This window comes from Stenotrophomonas sp. SI-NJAU-1 (assembly GCF_020883215.1).
In the GTDB taxonomy this organism is placed as follows: domain Bacteria; phylum Pseudomonadota; class Gammaproteobacteria; order Xanthomonadales; family Xanthomonadaceae; genus Stenotrophomonas; species Stenotrophomonas indicatrix.
In genome coordinates, this window is sequence record NZ_CP086598.1 from 2,642,061 (window position 1) to 2,661,541 (window position 19,481).

Here is a 19,481-nt window from a genome sequence, read left to right on the forward strand (position 1 = left end):
CAGGCGCAGGGTAGGAACTGCTTTGCCCCGGGGGCTATGAAGAAAGTTGCAAAGTGTGCTGAATGGGCAATGCGACCCGTGCCTTGACTCTGGACCAGAGTCCAGGGATGACTATGCACGGCAGGCCCAGAGGAGTCCGCCGTGAACATTGGTCAGCTGGCACGCCAGGCCGGCGTCCCCATCGACACCGTCCGCTACTACGAGCGTCAGCAGCTTCTGCCCAAGGCGGCACGCTCACCCGGTGGCTACCGCATCTTCGGTGAGCAGGATCTGCGACGCCTGCGCTTCATCCGCCGGGCAAAGGCGCTGGGCTTCAGCCTTGACGAGATCGGTGAACTGCTTTCCCTCAGCGATCATCCTCCGCAGGACATGGGCAGCGTGCGTGACACCGCGCGGATACGACTGCAGGACATCGAACTGCGGATGGCCGAACTGCAGCGCATGCATGGCGCCCTCTCGCAACTGGTCGATGCCTGCCCCGGACATGGCGCGCTCGACCAGTGCCCGATCCTGGCCGCGCTGGCTGGGGAAGATCGCTGAGCGCCTGGCGTCTGCGTCGACACCTGTGCTGCCCGGCACGCGAAAACCGCATCCACGCCATCGCGCGTTGCGTGTAGAAAAGTGCAACAAAGCGCTTGCCAACCCCCGGGGGCACAGCTATTATTTCGCTCCTCAGCGACGTGGGGCCATAGCTCAGCTGGGAGAGCGCCTGCATGGCATGCAGGAGGTCAGCGGTTCGATCCCGCTTGGCTCCACCATACTTTCGGCATTAGGCCGTCGAAAGGTCGCAAAGAACATTGATGAGATCTGCGTCCCCATCGTCTAGAGGCCTAGGACATCACCCTTTCACGGTGGCGACCGGGGTTCGAATCCCCGTGGGGACGCCACTCATCATGAACAACGAGGACCCGGCCGATAACCGGGTCTTTTTTGTTCACCGCCCACCGGCATTCAGGTTGTGGCGTCGGAGCGCTCCTGCCCTTGTGGCGATGAACGATTCGATGAAAAGCTTCAAAAAAAGCTTCCACAAATGTGAACAGGCCGGTATGATAGGCGGCTCGGTAACACGGGGCCATAGCTCAGCTGGGAGAGCGCCTGCATGGCATGCAGGAGGTCAGCGGTTCGATCCCGCTTGGCTCCACCACTTTCGACATTAGGCCGTCGAAAGTTCTACAACTTGAAGTTCTTCGTGCGTCCCCATCGTCTAGAGGCCTAGGACATCACCCTTTCACGGTGGCGACCGGGGTTCGAATCCCCGTGGGGACGCCAGTTTCAAAGAGGACCCTGCTCCCAGCAGGAATCCTGGTTTCATGGGGCCATAGCTCAGCTGGGAGAGCGCCTGCATGGCATGCAGGAGGTCAGCGGTTCGATCCCGCTTGGCTCCACCACTTTCGGCATTAGGCCGTCGAAAGTTCCACAACTTGAAGTTTTTCGTGCGTCCCCATCGTCTAGAGGCCTAGGACATCACCCTTTCACGGTGGCGACCGGGGTTCGAATCCCCGTGGGGACGCCAATCTTTGAAACCCCGGCTTCGGCCGGGGTTTTTCTTTGCCTGCGATTCCCTGGTGACCGCACTTCAGAACCGGCGATACATGCCGATCGACGCTGGCGCGGTCGGCGCAAAGCCAAACTGCGCATACAGCCGATGTGCCTCGCCATCGGCCAACAGACTCACATACGCCGACGGCGGCAGGTTGCCCTGCATCCAGTCGCTCAGACGCTGCATCACCGCCTTGCCCAGACCCTGCCCCTGCAGGCGCGGCAGCACGGCGATATCGCAGACCTGCAGGTGGCAACCACCATCGCCGACGATCCGGCCCATCGCTACCAGCTCGTTACCCTGGTAGGCACAGACTCCGAAGATGGTATTGGGCAGCGCCCGTGTCGCCGCCTCTACTGTCTTGGCACTGAGGCCGGCCAGTGCGCGCAGTTGGCAATAGTCCTCGACCGTCGGCACCGCCTGACGGAACTGGATCGTCTCTGGATCAATCATGCAGCGTCTCCTGTAAGGTCGAGCTATCCTGCCGCATCCACGTCGCAGCTGCTGCGACCCCTCTTCCGGCAGAGTCCCATGTGCTATTCCGCCCTGATCCGCGCCGACTACGCCAAGCTGGTGCGCGAGTTCGGCGCCGTCCTCTCCCTGGAGGAGTTCGCCGAACTCTATGCGCATGATCCCGGCAAGAAACGACCGAAAACGCCGAAAGCGATGGACGACGGATTTGCCGGTGCGCGCACCGAACTGGGCCGCGACATCGTGGCGAAGATCCAGCAATGGCATGCACAGGAGCGGCAGCAGCTGCAGGCCGAGCTGGAGCGGCAGCTTGAGCGTCGCGACATCGCCAATGCGGCCCTGGCCACTCGACCCACGCAGAAGGCGCGCAATGACCTGCGCGTTGCCGGCAACCGCATCGAACGGGCGCAGGCGCGACTGGACGACCTGCACCGGGAACAGCTGCTGCCACGCGACAACCGTATTTTTCCTGGCACCTACGCGCCGGTGATGGTCAGCGAGAATGGCCGGCGCGTGATCAAGCCGATGCGCTATCAATGCCGGCTTCCGGACAAGCCCGCGCGCAACGATGTCCTCTACCCCGGCACCTACAATGCGCGGCGGGACAGCCTGGAAGGCTATTGGCGCGGGGCCTTCGGACTGCGCCACGGCGTGGTGGTGGTACAGGCCTTCTACGAGCACGTCCCTCGCCACGCCATTGCCGGCCGCACCCTGCACAACGACGAGCAGGAACAGGACGTGGTGCTGGAGTTCCGCCCTGATCCGCCGCGCGACTTGTTGCTGGCCTGCCTGTGGGCGGAATGGGAGGGCCCGGAAGGACGCCTGCTGTCGTTCGCCACCATCACCGATGGACCGTCAATCGATGTTGCCACTGCCGGCCATGACCGGGGCGTACTGCCGATCCGCGCCGAGCATCTGGACGCATGGCTCAACCCGGACCCGGACAACCTGGCGGCGCAGTACGCCATCCTCGACGACCGCGAGGAGATCCGTTATGTCTACGCAGAAGCCGCCTGAGCGGTCGGATCAGGCGTTGGCGCTGGAACGCCCCACTGCGCGGACCAATGCCTTGGACAGTTCCGCCGACAGATAGGGCTTGATCAACAGCACACCCGATCGCATCGCGACCGGCAGTTGTTCGGCGGTCATGCCGGTGGCGAGCACGAACGGCACCCCGCGCGCGGCCAGCGCCGCAGCGACCGGTTCACTGGTCTCGTTGTGGGCCAACCGGTAATCCAGCAGGGCCACGTCAGGGCTGGCCTCTTCCAGCAGGCGCAGTGCCTCGGCAACGGACGCGGCAAGACCAACGACCAGAGCACCGGAATGCACCAGCTGCATCTGCAGCAGCGCCGCACTCATCTCGTCGTTCTCCACTACCAGCACCCGCAGGTCCTGCAACGCTGACATAGGCTATCGCTCCGTGCCTGTTAAGCCTTGCCAGTATAGACAGCAGTGGGCCGATCCCGACAATTTGAAGCCATTTCAGCCCCGTTCGCCCGCACCTCTATGAACGCCTGCCCGGCTCGGGTACACTAGCCCGCTGCTGCCGGTGTGGCGGAATGGTATACGCAGCTGACTCAAAATCAGCCGGGGGTGACCCCATGAAGGTTCGAGTCCTTTCACCGGCACCACAAAGCCCTGCAACGCGAGGCTTCCAGAGAGAATGGCGTAATGGAGTCGTGAATCAGCCGACTCCAGCCAATTCTCCTCCTCACTTCCCCTCTCGATCGTCCTGTCACCGCCGCAGTTGCTGCAGCGCCACCCTCCCGTTGGGACGCAGATAGACGTCGATTACTGCGGCGCCCAACGTTCTGCTGGCACCGCCGAGAGCAACCGTGTTGTTCGTACTGTAGTCAACCAACGTCGTGCCGTCCGCGCCGGTGTTTTCGGATTGATCGTCGATTTTCATATCAGCCAGTTCGCTTGTAGCGACCGACACGGCCATACCGTCCGCCCCCGTGTCCACCAGGAAACGGAGGGGGGGCGAATGATTGATCGTGCCTTCGGCATATATTCGATGGTCCTTGCCCAGCTCGAACGGGACCGCGATGGTCTCCGCGGAGATGGCAGGAGCCCCACAAAGGGCAGTCACCGCGAGAAGGGCAAGTAACCGGATACGGCAGATCCTGGACATTGGCAGCTTCCGTTGGGCAAGGCATGGGTCCACGCTCCGCCTTGGATGCGCCATCGGCCAAATGGTTCAATGCGAAGCCTGGCTTGGCTGTGATCGCGAGCCGGCGCATAACGCAAAACTCCAGCATCAAGGAAGTTGTAGACTTCGACTCCATGGAAAACGGGCGTTAAGGATTCGAGCATGGCCGACACCGGATTGTTCCTCCTCAGCGATGTTTTCGGGCAGGAAGACGACAGCGGCCGTCTGCTGCAGGTAACCCAGGTGGTGTGTCGTTGTCTGGAATGCTCGTGCCGGTTCACCGGGCGGCCCAACGAAGGCCTGATCGATCTCCCCGGTGGCGCAATTCTCAGTTGCCCCAAGTGCCCCAATCGGCAGGCTATCAGCCTGGCCAGATTCGCAGACTTTCTGCAGAAGAACGTTTGACGCTCGGGCGTCCAGCGCATTGGCCGGTCCTGGTTGATCAAGCGGCGATTGCACAAGGGTCGACCAGCGCCCTCGGCCTGTCCGTTTAGGCAGAATCCATAGCGCTTCAGCTCCAAGACTCTTGCTGAATCCGCACTCTCGTCACAAGATCAACCCGCTCCACCCTGCAGCATGCTTTGACTCTTCGGTACACGGCCATGCCAGACACAGGTCTTTTCTACGTTCTGAACATCGACCCGATGCGCGATCAGCAGGGGAATATCCAAAGCGTCATCGCCATCAGCGTCCGGTGTAACAGTTGCCAGCACGTCACTCACTCGACAGGCCCCGACCTCCAATCCATACCGGGCGGTACGCTGCTCGCTTGTGCCCAATGCGGAGGGCGCCAAGCTGTCAGCAACGCCCGCTTGGTCGAGTGCGATCACACCTTGGCCGCCAGAGCGGGCTCATGAATCAGTCCGGTGCCTGGGTAGGCCCTTCCCAGCCATCAAGGTACCTGGGTAGATCGTCGAGAATGTCGACCACGCATCGCCGATAGGGACATGGTGACTGAGCAGAGACGGGCGATCCCGGAGTTTGCTGCCGTTCCAGAGCAAGCCACCGCGGCGTTGGCCGGGTCGGCGCCCTACACCACCCGCAGCGCCGGGGCATTCAGGCCATGGCCATGCCCTGCTCCAGCCCCCGCGTGCACGCGGAACCCTGCCACCGTCTGCAGCAGCTGCGAAGACTGCTCTTCCATGCTGCGCGCGGCCGCTGAGGCCTCTTCCACCAGCGCTGCATTCTGCTGCGTGCCCTGATCGATCAGATCCACCGCGTGGTTCATCTGCTGGATGTCATCGCTCTGCTGCTGCGCAGCCGCGCTGATCTCGGTCATCAGGTCGCTGACGCGACGCACGTCGACCACGATCTCGTCCATGGTCCGCCCGGCGCTCTCGACCTGCGCCGTTCCGGTACCGACGTTGGCAACCGACGCATCGATCAGCTGCTTGATTTCCTTTGCGGCACCGGCCGAGCGCTGCGAGAGCTCGCGGATCTCGGTAGCGACCACGGCGAAACCACGGCCATGCTCACCGGCGCGCGCCGCTTCCACCGCCGCGTTCAACGCCAGGATGTTGGTCTGGAAGGCAATGCCATCGATCACACCGATGATGTCGACGATGCGACGCGAGGACGCGTTGATCACCGCCATCGTCGAGACCACATCATGCACCACCTGGCCACCGCGTGCGGCCACATCGGCGGCGCCGCCCGCCAGTTGGCTGGCCTGACGCGCGTTGTTCGCGGTGCGCTGCACGGTCTCGGCCAGCCCCTTCATCGACACCGCGGTTTCTTCAAGAGAGGCAGCCTGCTGTTCGGTACGCTGGGAAAGGTCGTTGTTGCCTTGGGCGATCTCGCTCGCACCCATCGCAATGGTATCTGCGGCGAATTTGATCTGACCGATGATCGCGGCCATCGCTTCGACCAGCGCGTTGACGCCACCGCAGAGCTCAGCGATCGGGCCCGTCTTGTCGGCCATGCCGATGCTCCGGGTCAGGTCGCCCTCCTTTGCCGACGCCACCACTTCGCGCGTCTGCGCTACGGCGCGCTGCATGGCCTGGCTCTCATGCACCTGTGCGGTGATGTCGGTGGCGTACTTGACGACCTTGAACGGTCGCCCGCTGGCATCGAGAATCGGGTTGTACGACGCCTGGATCCACACTTCGCGGCCACCTTTACCCAGCCGCCGGTACTGGCCGGCGTCGTACTCGCCGGAGCCGAGCTTTTCCCAGAATCGCCGGTACTCGACGCTGGCCCGGTGATCAGGCTCGACGAACAGCGAATGATGCTGCCCACGCACTTCTTCCAGCGTATAGCCGGTGGCGGCGAGGAAGTTCGCATTGGCCGCCAGGATGCGGCCATCCATGCTGAATTCGATGACTGCCTGCGATTTGTCGATGGCCGCCAGCTGCCCCGCCGATTCGGCCGCCTGCTGCTTCTGCGCGGTGATGTCGGTGGCGAACTTGACCACCTTGTACGGCCGACCGTGCTGATCAAGCACCGGGTTGTAGGAGGCCTGGATCCAGATTTCTCGTCCCCCCTTGCCGAAGCGTCGATACTGCCCTGCATCGAACTCACCGCGGCCCAGCCGCGCCCAGAAGTCGCTGTATCCGGTACTGCGCGCATGCTCGGGGTCGACGAACAGGGAGTGATGCCTGCCCTGGATTTCATCCAGGCGATATCCCACTGCCTGCAGGAAGTTGTCATTGGCCTGCAGGATCGTGCCGTCGAGGGCGAACTCGATGACTGCCTGCACCCGATGCAGTGCGGCAACCTGGGCCTCAAGCTCGACGTGCCGCCGATGTTGTTCGGCCACCTCCGCAGCACGGCGCTGCATGCCCAACACCCCCCGCAGCGCGCGCAGGGGAGACCAACGGGTGAGCACTTCGACCGGCGCATGAGCACCTTCCATGGAGCCTGTGATAAGCATCGTCTGATCCTCGGTGTCCGGGTAGCGGTTGCGACCCGCCGGGCGGGATGCCCGGCGGCAACTTCGATTGCCTGGGACGTGCAGACGCCAAGCGGCGTCACTCGAGCGACTGGCAGAAAACAGTACGGCAGCTGCGATCGTCATCAAACAGCGGCGAGGCACACGGCACGGGCCGCCCATCGGAGGCAGCCTCGGGTCCGGCGGCGGGAGCCTGCAGCGGGTTCCAGAGAAGGTAACGGCGCGACGGCCAACAACTTTAGGGGGCCAGCCCCTGGTCGGCAGCGCGCCGCAGAACCCAGCGCAGCAGCATCGTTGCCAGCACCGCCGGCAGGTAGCCGAGACTGCCGCAGACGACCAGCAGGGACGGCCCCGCCAGCGGCCCGCCGCCGCCCAGGATCCAGCTGCGGGTGGCAAGGATGTACAGCGCGAACGGCAACAGCAGCAACGGTGCCAGCCGCAACAGTTGCCACCGCCATCTGCCCTGCCCGATCCAGCCTGCCAGGGCCCCCAGCACGGCACCTGCAGCTGCGATGGTGGCGATTTCATCCATGACGCGCTTCCGGAAGTCTTCCAGCCACCATTCTGGACCAGCGCCGACGGAAAGGGGATGCGGCAGGCACACAGAAGGTTGCAATGACCATCGGGACATCCCATGCCTGCGCGCTGCCGGCAGCATGCGCCCACTGACTGGACTTTCCCTGGGACGCAACATGCTTCGACGCTTGAGCGCCATCATCATCCTCAGCCTGTGCAGTGCCGGGGCATTGGCCAGCGACGCGGGCTTCCGCCCCAGCTTCCATCCCGACCAGCTGAAGGGGCCACCGGCCGGTCGCCGCAACGAAGTACTTGTGCTTGGTACAGCACATCTGTCGGAACTGCCAAAGACCTTCGAGCCGGCCATGCTGGAGCCGTTGTTGCAGCGCCTGGCACGTTGGCGCCCGGAGGCGATTGCCACCGAAAACCTGTCCGGCCTGCAGTGCGACTTCATGCGTCGCAATCCCAGCCGCTATGCCGAAAGCGTCGAAACCTACTGCTTCGACACCGACGCGGCCCGCGTCGCCACCGGCTTCGACGTGCCCAGCGCGAATGCCGAAATGGGACGCCTGCTGTCGGCATGGCCGGCACGCCCGACAGCCGCGCAGCGTCGACACTTGGCCGCGGTGTTCCTGGCCGCTGGCGAGCGCGGATCGGCGCAGGTGCAATGGCTGCGCCTGCCTGTGCAGGAGCGCGTCGCCGGCGACGGGCTGGATGCTGCGCTGGTCGAGATTCTCGACAAGAGCCTGACCCGTCGCAATGAAACCAACCTGGTGGCGGCCATTCTCGCCGCCCGGCTGGGGCTGGAACGCCTGTGGGCGGTGGACGACCACACCGCCGATTCGCCCACCCCACCCGAACACGAAAAGGCGGCAGGCGAAGCGCTCATGAAGGCGTGGGACAACCCGCAGGCAAACGCACGGCGGGACGCCGACGAGCCGCTGTATGCCAACATCGGCAAGCTGGATGGCGTGCTGGACCTGTACCGCGCCTACAACCGCCCCGGCGTCGGCATGCAGGCCTACCAGGCCGACTTCGGTGCTGCACTGGTCGAACCCTCACCGCAGGGCTTTGGCCGCAACTATGTGGGCTACTGGGAAACCCGCAACCTGCGCATGGTCGCCAACATCCGCGAAGTGCTGGGCCAGCGGCCGGGAACGCGCCTGCTGGCCATCGTTGGCGCTTCGCACAAAGGCTACTACGAGGCCTACCTCAACATGATGCACGACGTGCAGCTGGTGGATGCCGAAGAGGTGCTGCGCTGAGGCCCTGCGGCGCGCGCCTACAATGCTGCGTTTCCTGCACGGGAGTTCCAGCATGCTCAAGGTCATCGCCGAGGACTACATACATCCTGAAGCGGTCGAAATCGTCCTGCCGCTATACCGCGAGCTGGTTGCCTGCACGCGGAGCGAACCGCTGTGCATCGCCTACGACCTGTTCGTCGACCAGAAGGATCCCGGTCACTTCATATTCATTGAACAATGGCCGGATCGCGCAGCGCTGGATACCCACTGCGCAACCGAGCACTTCCGCCGCCTGGTCCCCTTGATCGATGCGCACCAGCGCAGTCCGGGCACGTTCCTGCTGATGGATCCGGCTGCGCTGTAGCCGTCCGCCGCCTGCCTGCGCTGCGTGCAGATCAAGGGCGTTGCCGCGCATCACGACGCGCAGCGCGCCAGAGCACCAGGCTGGTGGCGACGATGCAGCCCAGGGTGACCAGCAGCATCAGCGCCACGCCCCACTGCACCACGGGGACCAGCATCCGGGCCTGCTGGTCGTTGCGCAGCTGCTCCAGCCGGAGCCAGCCGGAGAGAGCCAGGGACCAGCCGACAACGGCCGGCGCATAAGCACGGACTGCACTCAGGTTCCAGGACGTCATGTTGTTTTCCTGCGAAGGTGGGGCGTTGGCGCAGTATTCGCCGCGCCCCTCTCACAGGCTGAGATCAGCCATCGCTGAGGTCGCCGCCGTCCGCCGGCGAGCTAGCGGGCAGTTCACCGGTTTCGCCCTGCACCTGCACATTGTTGCGACCCATCGCCTTGGCCCGGTAGCACTGGGCATCGGCGGCGGCGACGGCCTGGTCCACACTCATGCCGGCGGCAAGCGGTGCGATGCCGATGCTGGCGCCGATCCGCAGCTGGTGCTGGTCCCAGGGAATGGACAGGTTGGCCAGGGTATGCAGCAGCTCGCCGCCAATGCGCGCCGCTCGCCGCGGGCTGCACCCGGACAGGATCACCGCGAATTCGTCACCGCCCAGGCGCGCCACCACATCCGAGTCGCGTACACCATGGCGCAATACGCTGGCCACGGCCCACAGCACGGCGTCGCCGGCCAGATGACCAAAGGTATCGTTGACCGGCTTGAACCGGTCCAGATCGATGTACATCAGTGACGCCGCCTGCCCGGTCCGTTCAACCCGGGTGATCGCCTGCTGCAGATGCACTTCGAAGCCGCGGCGATTGCCCAGTTCGGTCAGCGGGTCCATCTCCGCCAGGTGCCGTGCCTCGCGCTCGCGTGCACGCTGCTGGGTGTCATCGCGCAGGACCCACACCGCACCACGCACCTGGCCCTCGTCGTCGCGAAGCCAGGCCCGGGTCAGGTCGACCGGCACCACGGCGGTGCCCATCTGCAGCAGCAGATCGGCATGCAGATCCACGGCGTTGCTTTCAGGATCCAGCAGCACGCTGACGTCGAGCTGCGATTGCGGTGCGTATTCGGTGGTCAACGACAGCACGTCCTGCACGAGATGCCCGGCCAGCGACAGCGCTCCATCGCCGGCAAGCATTCGCACGGCGGCCGCGTTGGCATATTCGATGCGGCCATCCAGGGCCACGCTGAGTACCAGGTCGGCAACCGCATCCAGGGTGATGCGGCTGCGCTGCTCGCTTTCGAACAGGCGCTGCTCGCTGCTGCGCTGGGCGCTGACATCCTGGATCTGCGACACGAAATGCAACGGTTCACCGCGCTCATTGCGTACCAGCGATACCGACAGCCGTGCCCAGATTGTGTTGCCCTCACGGCCCAGGTAGCGCTTCTCAAGGTGATAGTGCGTGCGTCGCCCCGCCAGCAGATCCTGCACCAGGGCCAGGTCGGTCTGCAGATCGGCCGGATGGGTCAACCGCTGGAAATCGACCTGCAGCAGTTCCTCCCGCGTGTAGCCGAGAATGCGGCACAGCGCATCGTTGACATCCAGCCAGCGCCCTTCCAGCGACACCAGCGCCATGCCCAGTGCCGCCGAGGTGAACGCACCGGCGAACTTTTCCGCCGCAAGACGAGCCTCGGCGCGCGCCTGCAGGATCTCGGTGATGTCGATGGCCATGCCGACATAGCCGATGCGCTCGCCATCGGCGCCATCCATGCGGCTGATTGACAGGCGTACCTGCCGACGCTGGCCATCCTTGCGCAGGAAGGTCCATTGCCGCGAGAACGTCTTGCCCTGTGCCTGCGCCGTCAACGCCTGGAAAACAGTCGGTGCTTTGCCATCGGCATCGACCAGCGGCGCCAGATAGGCAGCCATTTCCGCACGATCATGGAAGATACCGGGATCGCAGTGTCCCAGCACCTCCTCGGCGCGGTAGCCGAGCAGGCGCTCAGCGCCGGTATTGAACAGGGTGATGATGCCGGCGGTGTCGGTGGCGATCACCGCCACTTCGTCGGAGGCGTCGACCACCGCCTGCAGGCGCTGCCGCATCTCTGCCGCATCCTGGCGCGCCTGCTGCAGTTCGGTGACGTCGGCGTGCGCACCGGCCATCCACAGCGGCCGACCCTGCCCGTCCCACTCGAATACCCGCCCGCGATCGTGGATCCAGATCCACTGGCCGTTCTTGTGACGCATCCGCAGCAGGCAGGCGTAGTTTTCGGCGCGGCCGTCGAAGTGCTCCTGCAGGGCCGCATCGGACAGCGCCAGATCATCCGGATGGACCAGCGCGATGAAGGTCTTCTGGCAGATCGGTTCAAGTTCGCCCAACCGGTAGCCGACGATCTCGGCCCACCGTTCATTGACCCGCATCTGTCCGCTCTGGACGTTCCATTCCCAGGTGCCAGCCGCAGTGCCCTCGATGATCATCGCCAGGCGGCGGCGCTGTTCGGCCAGTTCCTGCAGCCGGCGCTCCAGCAGTGCGTTGCCGCTGTTGCCCTGATCGGCCATCAGCCGCCTCCCCTGCCGACGCAGCTGCCCGCAGGCCGTGGCAAGGAGCCACAGCGGTCTCGGAACAGGGCGGATGGTGCTGACGGCATGGCCTCCCCAGCGACAGCAGGGGCCCAGGCGCCCCTTCCGGCGCAAGTGTGCGCATTGCCGGGGAACATCGACAAGTCCCCCGCCCGGATCGCGCCGGGAGGGGGACGGCGGACTCAGCTGCGCTTGGCCCGGGCGAACGCCTCGGCCAGGGCATTGTTGGCTGGCGGCGCGGCCTGTGCCGGGCGTCCGCCGTTGCCCGGGTTGCGCCCCTGGCCACGTCCCTGCCCGGGGTTGCCGGCGTCGCGGCGCGGCGCCTGCCCCTGGCTGCGTTCGTCACGGCTGCCCGGGCGGCTGGTCGCCTGGCCGGGCGTGTCGTCCAGACGCCGGGTCAGGGCAATGCGCTTGCGCGGCACGTCCACCTCCAGCACCTTCACCTTGACGATGTCGCCGGCCTTGACCACGTCACGCGGATCCTTCACGTAAGTATCAGACAGCGCCGAGATGTGGATCAGGCCGTCCTGATGCACGCCGATATCGACGAACGCACCGAACGCGGCCACGTTGCTGACCACGCCTTCCAGCACCATGCCCTCGCGCAGGTCCTTGATGTCCTCCACGCCATCGGCGAACCGGGCCGCCTTGAATTCCGGGCGCGGATCGCGGCCCGGCTTTTCCAGCTCCTTGAGGATGTCGCGCACGGTCGGCACACCGAATGTCTCGTCGGTGAACTGCTCGGCCTTCAAGCCGCGCAGGAAACTGCCGTCGCCGATCAGCGCCTTGATCGGGCGCGCGGTGCTGGCGACGATGCGCTCGACCACTGGATAGGCTTCCGGATGCACCGACGATGCATCCAACGGCTCATCGCCATCGGCGATACGCAGGAAGCCTGCGCATTGCTCGAACGTCTTCTCGCCCAGGCGCGACACCTTCAGCAGGTCCTTGCGACGCTTGAACGGACCGTTGTCATCGCGGTGGCGCACGATGTTCTCGGCTACCGTCGGCGTCAGGCCCGAAACCCGCGACAGCAGTGCAGCCGACGCCGTGTTGACGTACACGCCGACGGCATTCACGCAGTCCTCCACGCGCGCATCCAGCGCACGCGCCAGGCGGTACTGATCCACGTCGTGCTGGTACTGCCCCACGCCGATCGCCTTCGGCTCGATCTTCACCAGTTCGGCAAGCGGATCCTGCAGGCGACGCGCGATCGATACCGCACCACGGATCGACACGTCCAGGTCCGGGAATTCCCTGGCCGCCGTTTCCGACGCCGAATACACCGAAGCCCCGGCTTCACTGACCACGATCTTCTGCGGCGCGTTGTCACCCAGCGCCTTGATGGCTTCACCGGCCAGCTTGTCGGTCTCGCGGCTGGCGGTGCCGTTGCCGATCGCGATCAGCTGCACGTTGTGCTTGGCACACAGCTGCTTGATCGTCTGCAGCGACTGCTCCCACTGCCGGCGGGGCTCGTGCGGGTAGATGGTGTCGGTGGCGACCAGCTTGCCGGTGGCGTCGACCACGGCAATCTTGCAGCCGGTGCGGATACCCGGGTCCAGGCCCAGCACGCTTTTCGGGCCGGCCGGTGCGGCCAGCAGCAGATCCTTGAGGTTGTCACCGAACACCGCGATGGCTTCGGCTTCGGCTTTCTCACGGGCCTGGTTGAACAGGTCCAGCAGCAGGTGCATGTGCAGCTTGGCCCGCCAGGTCAGGCGGCACGCGTCCAGCAGCCAGCGATCAGCGGGGCGCCCCGCATCGCGGATACCGGCGTTGTGCGCCACGCGCCCTTCGGCGTACTGATGTCCGGCCTCGGCATCCTTGCCTGGGTCCAGCTCCAGGAACAGGATCTCCTCGCGGCGTGCACGGAACAACGCCAGCAACCGGTGCGAGGGAATCTTCGCCAACGACTCGGCGTGCTCGAAATAATCGCGGTACTTGGCGCCCTCGGTTTCCTTGCCCTCGGCAACGCGGGCACGGATCACGCCCTGCTCGCTCAACCAGCTGCGCAGCTCGCCAACCAGCGTGGCGTCCTCGCCCCAGCGCTCCATCAGGATCGCGCGGGCCCCTTCCAGCGCGGCCTTGGTATCGGCCACGCCCTTGTTGGCATCCACGAACGTGGCGGCAAAGATCTGCGGGTCCTGTGTCGGGTCGCCCAACAGGCCGTCGGCCAGCGGCTCCAGTCCTGCTTCGCGGGCGATCTGCGCGCGGGTGCGACGCTTGGGCTTGTACGGCAGGTACAGATCTTCCAACCGGCTCTTGGTGTCGGCGGCGAGGATCTCGTTGCGCAGCTCATCGCTGAGCTTGCCCTGCTCACCGATGCTGGCCAGCACCGCCGCACGGCGGTCTTCCAGTTCGCGCAGGTAGGTCAGGCGGGTTTCCAGGTTGCGCAGCTGGGTGTCGTCCAGGCCGCCGGTGACTTCCTTGCGGTAGCGGGCGATGAACGGAACGCTGGCGCCTTCATCGAGCAGGCCGACGGCGGCGCTGACCTGTGCGGTCTGGGCACCGATTTCATCGGCGATGGTCTGGGCGATCTGCTGGGCGAGCTGGCGCTGGGCGTGCTTGGCGTCGTGCATTGTTTCCGGCCTGGGCCGCATTGCGGGAAAGGCCCATTCTTGCAATGCGCGGGCGGCAGGGACAAGGCGTTGACAGAGCGGCGGTTCAGGCGGCGGGTCCGGATGGGACGCCGGCATCCTGGCAAAAAGGGCTCGGACTGGCCCCGGGGCTGGGATGCCGGCGCGGACGCGCGATGGTGGAGCGCGTCCTGCCGCGTACTGCGAAGGTCAGCGGTAGTGGCGGGCGGCACGCTGCATGACGATGTCGTCACGCAGGCTCTCCAGCGCCATCAGGCGGACCTTGCCGACACCCTGCAGTTCCATGAACCGCTCCGTGTAGAACTCCGGCCCCAGCGCGGTATCGGCGCGGGATTTGCTGAAGCCGTAGGGCACCACGCCCTTCTCGCCATCCTTGCTACCACCGACATAAAGAACGATTGCCATGTGATGTCTTCCTCCAAATTGCTACTGCGTACTGCACACGATGAGCGGTACTTGTTGGCTCATCGGGATAGAGCTTACCGCGACCAAGCTGACTGGAACGTCACGAAGACTAATGACGATCAGTTGCATGCAGATGACTGCGGGATAGCAGCAGTATGCTTACGGATCTTTAACTTCCGAATAACGAATGGAAGGGTTTTCAGCCAACGGCGCAGCCCCTCGTGGGTGGGTGTGGTTGGTCGCGGAATGCAAAAGCCGCAGGTGGGTCGGCCGGGTTGGGTTCGCGGGGGACGCCGTGAATCCGTCCCTGGAGGCTTGGCCGCGGCATCCATGCCGCGGACACCCCCGCGAACCCAACCCGACCGCCCTCTGACAGATTTCTGCGGTCTGCCACCCACGGAAAAGAAAAAGAAGATCAAAAGCAAAAGCGGCCTGACCGGCCGTTTCCTGTAGAGCCGAGCCCATGCTCGGCTCTATACGAGCAAGCGCAGCGCGCGACCCGCTCTTGCTGTTCTCTTTCTTCTCCTTGGCTGGATGCGCGCGGAAGCTGTCAGGGGTCGGGCGGGGTGGGTTCGCGGGACCGTTGGCGCCATGGATGGCGCCATCGAGCCCCCAGGGACGGGTTTACGGCGTGTCCCGCGAACCCACCCCGCCCGGCCCAATCACATGAATCGCATTTCGCGCCCCACCCACGAGGGGCTGCGCCGTTGGCTGGAATCTACGGCCACCAGCCGTGCCCGAACCGCGCGTAATGATCGGCCGCACGCTCGAACGGATTACGCGCGCTGACACCACCACACAGCAGATACACCGGCAGGTACAGCGGCCCCAGCACCAGATACTGGTACACATGCGCACGCTCATGGTCATCCAGCCGGATCAACGGCTCCACGCCCCACCCCGCCTGATGCGCGTAGGTACGGCAGCACATGCCCAGATCGTGGCCGGTGTGCAGGATCACGTTGCCCAGGGTGATCGCTCCGCCCGGGCCCCAGGGCCAGTGATCGAAAACCACCGCGCAATCACGACCGCTCCAGCGCATCTTCGCACCACCCAGCAACCCGGCCAGACCGCCAAGCAGGCCGATCAGGGTATTGGGCACGGTCCACAGCGCGCCCAGCACCTGCAGCGCGCGCAGCCAGATCGGCCAGGGCCGGGACGCGGTGTTCAATCCGCCTCGTTGGGGATCAGCAGCCACAGCAGCAGGTAGACCAGGATGCCGGGGAAGGCGGCCGACGCCAGCGAGACCACCACGTACAGCACCCGCACCAGGGTCGGGTTCCAGCCGAAACGATGGGCGATGCCGCCCATCACACCGGCAATCATGCGGTCGTTCAGCGAGCGCGACAGGGTGCGCGGCACAGCGTTCATGGCGAGGTCTCCCGGCTGACTGGCTGCGGCCACTGTAGCGCCTGCCGTGTCTACGGCGTGCGTTGGCGCAACGCCTGCAGGCGGGCGCCGAACCACGCCGCAGAGGTCTGTTCGGGCTGGCCGGGGCAGCGGATCCGGTACGCCTTGCCACTCATGCTGCTCTGGCTCGCCGCACGTTCGATGAACTGCTCGGCAGTGTCGACCATGTCCTTCTTCAGCAGGTAGTCGTACTTGCGCTGCAGGTGGGAACGTGCATCGGCCGGACCGTACCAGCTGCCATTGCGCTGGAACTGGCATTGGGAGCCATCCAGGCTTCCGATCAACTGCGCGATCTCGCGGCGCGCATCGGCGCTCGGTGCAGCGCCGGCAACACCTGGCACCAGGGCCAGAGCTAGCGCGAGCAGAGGGGAGTACTTCATGCTCCGCGTTCCTTCAACCAATTGTCGATGGTCGCCGGCACTTCGCGCTGCGCGCGGCCGGAGACGTAGATGCCGATGTGCCCACCGCGGAAACTGGATTCGGTGTAGTCCTGCGTGCCCAGCCGGCCACGCATCGCGCGCGATGCATCCGGTGGCACCAGATGATCCTGTTCGGCGTAGATGTTCAGCACCGGCAGGGTCACCTGCGACAGATCCACCGCCTCTTCGCCGATGCGCACGGTGCCGTTGACCAGGCCGTTGCCCTGGTAGAACTGCTTGATGAACTCGCGGAAGGCTTCACCCGCGAGGTCCGGCGAGTCGAAGATCCACTTTTCCATGCGCAGGAAATCCTCCAGCGCGGCCTTGTCATCGAGGATGTCGAGCAGGCCCACGTACTTCTGCACGTTCAGGCGGAATGGCTTGAGCATCAGGTAGCTGGCATTCATCAGATCGGCCGGGATGTTGCCCAGCGTATCCACCAGCAGATCCACATCCACCTGCTGTGCCCAGTGCGACAGCATGTTGTCGGCGGTCTGGAAGTCGACCGGGGTGACCATGGTGATCAGGTTGCCCAGCTTCTGCCGCCGCAGTGCGGCGTAGCACAGGGCGAACACGCCGCCCTGGCAGATGCCGAGCATGTTGACCGTTCCACCACAGCGCGCGCGCAGCGCATCCACCGCGCCATCGATGTAGCGCAGCAGATAGTCCTCAAGCGTCTGGTAGCGTTCGGAACGATCCGGATAACCCCAGTCCAGCACATAAACGTCCTGGCCCAATGCCAGCAGCTTCTGCACCAGCGACCGATCGGCCTGCAGGTCCACCATGTACGGGCGGTTGACCAGTGCGTACACGATCAGCAGCGGTGTGCGCCGCACCGGCGCGTTCTCGCCGACGAAGCGATACAGCACCACTTTGCCATCGCGCCAGACTTCTTCGCGGGCGGTGGCGCCATAGTCGACATCCTCCACCTGCGGCAACAGCTTCAACCCTTCCATCAGCTTGCGCTGCATGGCCAAGGTCTCCTGCATCAGGTCATCGGCGTTGAAGCCCAGCGGTCCTTTCATGGCTTACGACTTCCGCGTGGTCGCGCGGGTGGTGGCCTTCTTCGCTGGCGGCTTCTTCGCAGCAGCTTTCTTCGCAGCAGCCTTCTTCGCTGCAGGCTTGCGCGCGACGGGCTTGACCTTGGCAGGCGCTGGCTGGGCAACCGGATCGACGGCATCGGTACCGGCAAGCGCCGCCACCTGTGCCTGCACCCGGCGCAGGCTGCGCTCGAGCTCGGCAATGCGACGGTGGGCGGCATCCATCTCGCTGCGGGTGGGCAGGCCGATGCGTTCACTCATCTGTTCAACCTCGCGCTGCAGGCCTGCGCGCAGGCGCATCTGTGCGTTGCCCAGCGAGGCATACACCTGCTGGAACGGCTCGGACATGGCGACCTTGGCGTAGGCCTCCTCGGCCACTTCGATCCACAGATCGAACATCGCCCGGGCGCTGGTCAGCTGGCTGCCGGGCTGCTCGTGTTCGGCCAGGCGCCGCTCGAACAGGTCGAACGCCTCTTCCAGTGCCTGCTTGATCTGCTCGACATAGGCCTGCGAATGCTGCTGGTACTCCTCCTGCGCGCGCAGCAGGGCCTGCCACCGCGCGTGGTGCTCGCGGCCGGGCCCGAACGCCGGGCTCTGCAGCCAAGGGCCAGCCAGCGTCTGCAACTGCTGGAACCATGCCGTGAACTCGGGCGGCGCAGCGTCCACATGGGTGCTGCCGCGGGCCCCCTGCAGCATCCACTGCAGCATGCCGTCGCCCTGCCCCTTCACCGCTTCACGCCAGGCCTGGGCGACCTCGGCACTGCTGGCATCGCGGCCGGCAAAGCGTGCAGCGACTTCCTGCATGGTGCCGTACCAGCTGCCAGCCTGTTCGCGGAAGCGCCGCACCGCCTCTTCCGGCGCGGCAGCACTGGTCCCGGGCAGCAGTTGACCCCACCAGTCGAACAGGCGCTTCCAGTTGCCCGGGTCATCACCAGCGGGCGTTCCCGACACGGCGGCATGGCGCAGGGCATCCCCCCAGGCGCCGAAGTACTGGCGGGCCAGGGTCTCGAAATCGCTGCTGCCGGGGTCGTTGGCCGAGCTGGTCATCGCGCTCCTCCGCAGGGCTGGGTCATGGCTTGGGAATGCGCAGGGTCTTGCTGATCATCAGCGACCCGGACAGCGCGAACAGCAGCACCAGCGGATGCAGCTGCCAGGGACCGATCTGCCACTGGCCCAGCCACAGGTCGCGGCCGATGGCATCGGTGCCGGCGGCGATCGCCAGCACGATCACCAACGCCAGGCTGGTGGGAATCGGTGTTCCCTCGAAGTACTTCACCTTGCCTTCGTCACCGCTCATCGCCTCGGCGGTCACGTTGTATCGGGCCAGGCGGCTGACGCCGCAGCAGACGAAGTAGCTCAACACCAGCCAGTCCCAGCCCCCCTGCATGCCACAGGCATAGGCCAGCGCTGCGGGTGCGACCCCGAAGGAGATGACGTCCGACAGCGAGTCGAGCTCGCGGCCCAGGGTCGAACTGGATTTGCGCCAGCGCGCGATGCGGCCGTCCAGCGCGTCGAAAATGAAAGCCAGCGGGATCAGCGCCATGCCGAACAGCAGGTAGCCGCGCTCGCCATCCTGCAGGAAACGCATCGCGGCAAACACCGCGCCGGTGCCGCAGAAAGCGTTGGCCAGGGTGAACCAGTCCGCCAGATGGAACTCGCGCAGCATCGAGAAGTGACGTTTCATGAAGTCTCACGGGGCATCAAGGCCCACAGGGTACCGCGAGCGCCGCTACCGGCAACAGCGTGGCCTGCCCACGGCCTTCACCCGTCACTCACCGATCCTCACCGGCGGCGAATTTTTCGCCACCCATCTTGACAGCCTAGGGGGGTGGCGCCTGTCAGGGCTTATCCACAAAGTTGCCCACGCGTAATCCACAC

Annotated in this window: 21 protein-coding genes and 7 tRNA genes; 12 read left to right on the plus strand and 16 right to left on the minus strand. The window is 65.1% G+C overall.

Features of this window, described 5'->3' with window-relative positions; all coding sequences use genetic code 11:
- The first annotated feature begins 141 nt into the window (after nucleotides 1-141).
- The 7 genes from LMF57_RS12045 to LMF57_RS12075 all read left to right on the plus strand — a co-directional run bounded on the left by LMF57_RS12045 (nucleotide 142) and on the right by LMF57_RS12075 (nucleotide 1,513).
- Complete coding sequence (locus LMF57_RS12045) at nucleotides 142-540, plus strand: heavy metal-responsive transcriptional regulator (RefSeq protein WP_117310698.1); 399 nt, start codon at nucleotides 142-144, stop codon at nucleotides 538-540.
- 142 nt (nucleotides 541-682) lie between these two features.
- Nucleotides 683-758, plus strand: a tRNA-Ala gene (locus LMF57_RS12050).
- Nucleotides 759-811: 53 nt separating this feature from the next.
- Nucleotides 812-887: transfer RNA gene (locus tag LMF57_RS12055), tRNA-Glu, on the plus strand.
- Between the two features lie 181 nt (nucleotides 888-1,068).
- Nucleotides 1,069-1,144, plus strand: a tRNA-Ala gene (locus tag LMF57_RS12060).
- A 49-nt stretch (nucleotides 1,145-1,193) separates the two neighbouring features.
- Nucleotides 1,194-1,269 (plus strand) — tRNA-Glu (locus LMF57_RS12065).
- A 43-nt stretch (nucleotides 1,270-1,312) separates the two neighbouring features.
- Nucleotides 1,313-1,388, plus strand: a tRNA-Ala gene (locus LMF57_RS12070).
- A gap of 49 nt (nucleotides 1,389-1,437) precedes the next feature.
- A tRNA-Glu gene (locus tag LMF57_RS12075) sits at nucleotides 1,438-1,513 on the plus strand.
- A gap of 63 nt (nucleotides 1,514-1,576) precedes the next feature.
- Here LMF57_RS12075 and LMF57_RS12080 read toward each other — a convergent pair.
- Nucleotides 1,577-1,993: a GNAT family N-acetyltransferase gene (locus LMF57_RS12080; RefSeq protein WP_208082349.1), complete on the minus strand. Its 417-nt coding sequence runs from the start codon at nucleotides 1,991-1,993 to the stop codon at nucleotides 1,577-1,579.
- Nucleotides 1,994-2,071: 78 nt separating this feature from the next.
- On the opposite strand from LMF57_RS12080, the gene LMF57_RS12085 reads away from it, so the two are divergent.
- Nucleotides 2,072-3,028 (plus strand): SOS response-associated peptidase family protein, encoded by a 957-nt coding sequence (locus LMF57_RS12085; RefSeq protein WP_208082348.1) that lies wholly within the window; start codon nucleotides 2,072-2,074, stop codon nucleotides 3,026-3,028.
- A 9-nt stretch (nucleotides 3,029-3,037) separates the two neighbouring features.
- On the opposite strand, the gene LMF57_RS12090 is transcribed toward LMF57_RS12085, so the two are convergent.
- The gene (locus LMF57_RS12090) at nucleotides 3,038-3,418 is read right to left on the minus strand and encodes a response regulator (RefSeq protein ID WP_025879243.1); all 381 of its coding nucleotides are present in this window, start codon (nucleotides 3,416-3,418) and stop codon (nucleotides 3,038-3,040) included.
- A gap of 138 nt (nucleotides 3,419-3,556) precedes the next feature.
- On the opposite strand from LMF57_RS12090, the gene LMF57_RS12095 reads away from it, so the two are divergent.
- A tRNA-Leu gene (locus LMF57_RS12095) sits at nucleotides 3,557-3,642 on the plus strand.
- 104 nt (nucleotides 3,643-3,746) lie between these two features.
- Here LMF57_RS12095 and LMF57_RS12100 read toward each other — a convergent pair.
- Nucleotides 3,747-4,145 carry an aspartyl protease family protein gene (locus LMF57_RS12100; RefSeq protein WP_208082347.1) on the minus strand — a complete coding sequence of 133 codons (399 nt, stop codon included), beginning with the start codon at nucleotides 4,143-4,145 and terminating at the stop codon, nucleotides 3,747-3,749.
- Between the two features lie 180 nt (nucleotides 4,146-4,325).
- Here LMF57_RS12100 and LMF57_RS12105 point away from each other — a divergent pair, with 180 nt between their 5' ends.
- Nucleotides 4,326-4,568 carry a hypothetical protein gene (locus LMF57_RS12105; protein ID WP_032976177.1) on the plus strand — a complete coding sequence of 81 codons (243 nt, stop codon included), beginning with the start codon at nucleotides 4,326-4,328 and terminating at the stop codon, nucleotides 4,566-4,568.
- A gap of 149 nt (nucleotides 4,569-4,717) precedes the next feature.
- Here LMF57_RS12105 and LMF57_RS12110 read toward each other — a convergent pair whose 3' ends face one another.
- The 3 genes from LMF57_RS12110 to LMF57_RS12120 all read right to left on the minus strand — a co-directional run bounded on the left by LMF57_RS12110 (nucleotide 4,718) and on the right by LMF57_RS12120 (nucleotide 7,585).
- Complete coding sequence (locus tag LMF57_RS12110; protein WP_229289941.1) at nucleotides 4,718-4,885, minus strand: hypothetical protein; 168 nt, start codon at nucleotides 4,883-4,885, stop codon at nucleotides 4,718-4,720.
- 308 nt (nucleotides 4,886-5,193) lie between these two features.
- Nucleotides 5,194-7,035 (minus strand): methyl-accepting chemotaxis protein, encoded by a 1,842-nt coding sequence (locus LMF57_RS12115; protein ID WP_208082346.1) that lies wholly within the window; start codon nucleotides 7,033-7,035, stop codon nucleotides 5,194-5,196.
- A gap of 256 nt (nucleotides 7,036-7,291) precedes the next feature.
- Nucleotides 7,292-7,585, minus strand: coding sequence for a hypothetical protein (locus LMF57_RS12120; RefSeq protein WP_208082345.1), 294 nt, complete (start codon nucleotides 7,583-7,585; stop codon nucleotides 7,292-7,294).
- Nucleotides 7,586-7,745: 160 nt separating this feature from the next.
- Between LMF57_RS12120 and LMF57_RS12125 the strand changes: the two genes are divergently transcribed.
- Nucleotides 7,746-8,834 carry a DUF5694 domain-containing protein gene (locus LMF57_RS12125; RefSeq protein WP_229289942.1) on the plus strand — a complete coding sequence of 363 codons (1,089 nt, stop codon included), beginning with the start codon at nucleotides 7,746-7,748 and terminating at the stop codon, nucleotides 8,832-8,834.
- Between the two features lie 52 nt (nucleotides 8,835-8,886).
- A complete protein-coding gene (locus tag LMF57_RS12130) occupies nucleotides 8,887-9,177 on the plus strand; it encodes a putative quinol monooxygenase (RefSeq protein ID WP_229289943.1) in 291 nt (96 codons plus the stop codon).
- Between the two features lie 31 nt (nucleotides 9,178-9,208).
- Here LMF57_RS12130 and LMF57_RS12135 read toward each other — a convergent pair whose 3' ends face one another.
- The 10 genes from LMF57_RS12135 to LMF57_RS12180 form a co-directional block, all read right to left on the minus strand.
- Nucleotides 9,209-9,448 (minus strand): hypothetical protein, encoded by a 240-nt coding sequence (locus tag LMF57_RS12135; RefSeq protein WP_100436483.1) that lies wholly within the window; start codon nucleotides 9,446-9,448, stop codon nucleotides 9,209-9,211.
- A 64-nt stretch (nucleotides 9,449-9,512) separates the two neighbouring features.
- Nucleotides 9,513-11,714 carry a PAS domain S-box protein gene (locus tag LMF57_RS12140; RefSeq protein WP_117310707.1) on the minus strand — a complete coding sequence of 734 codons (2,202 nt, stop codon included), beginning with the start codon at nucleotides 11,712-11,714 and terminating at the stop codon, nucleotides 9,513-9,515.
- A 203-nt stretch (nucleotides 11,715-11,917) separates the two neighbouring features.
- Complete coding sequence (locus LMF57_RS12145) at nucleotides 11,918-14,311, minus strand: Tex family protein (protein ID WP_229289944.1); 2,394 nt, start codon at nucleotides 14,309-14,311, stop codon at nucleotides 11,918-11,920.
- A gap of 207 nt (nucleotides 14,312-14,518) precedes the next feature.
- Nucleotides 14,519-14,734 (minus strand): hypothetical protein, encoded by a 216-nt coding sequence (locus tag LMF57_RS12150; RefSeq protein ID WP_025879252.1) that lies wholly within the window; start codon nucleotides 14,732-14,734, stop codon nucleotides 14,519-14,521.
- A 718-nt stretch (nucleotides 14,735-15,452) separates the two neighbouring features.
- Complete coding sequence (locus LMF57_RS12155; RefSeq protein WP_025879253.1) at nucleotides 15,453-15,905, minus strand: hypothetical protein; 453 nt, start codon at nucleotides 15,903-15,905, stop codon at nucleotides 15,453-15,455.
- Nucleotides 15,902-16,105 carry a PspC domain-containing protein gene (locus tag LMF57_RS12160; protein WP_025879254.1) on the minus strand — a complete coding sequence of 68 codons (204 nt, stop codon included), beginning with the start codon at nucleotides 16,103-16,105 and terminating at the stop codon, nucleotides 15,902-15,904. Before LMF57_RS12160 ends, LMF57_RS12155 begins: the two co-directional genes overlap by 4 nt.
- Nucleotides 16,106-16,155: 50 nt before the next feature.
- The gene (locus tag LMF57_RS12165) at nucleotides 16,156-16,524 is read right to left on the minus strand and encodes a YfeK family protein (protein ID WP_117310709.1); all 369 of its coding nucleotides are present in this window, start codon (nucleotides 16,522-16,524) and stop codon (nucleotides 16,156-16,158) included.
- Complete coding sequence (locus LMF57_RS12170) at nucleotides 16,521-17,588, minus strand: class III poly(R)-hydroxyalkanoic acid synthase subunit PhaC (protein WP_229289945.1); 1,068 nt, start codon at nucleotides 17,586-17,588, stop codon at nucleotides 16,521-16,523. The genes LMF57_RS12165 and LMF57_RS12170 overlap by 4 nt, the downstream gene beginning before the upstream one ends.
- A 3-nt stretch (nucleotides 17,589-17,591) precedes the next feature.
- A complete protein-coding gene (gene phaE, locus LMF57_RS12175; protein WP_229289946.1) occupies nucleotides 17,592-18,650 on the minus strand; it encodes a class III poly(R)-hydroxyalkanoic acid synthase subunit PhaE in 1,059 nt (352 codons plus the stop codon).
- Nucleotides 18,651-18,672: 22 nt separating this feature from the next.
- Nucleotides 18,673-19,287, minus strand: coding sequence for a phosphatidylcholine/phosphatidylserine synthase (locus LMF57_RS12180; protein WP_049467510.1), 615 nt, complete (start codon nucleotides 19,285-19,287; stop codon nucleotides 18,673-18,675).
- Nucleotides 19,288-19,481 lie beyond the last annotated feature (194 nt).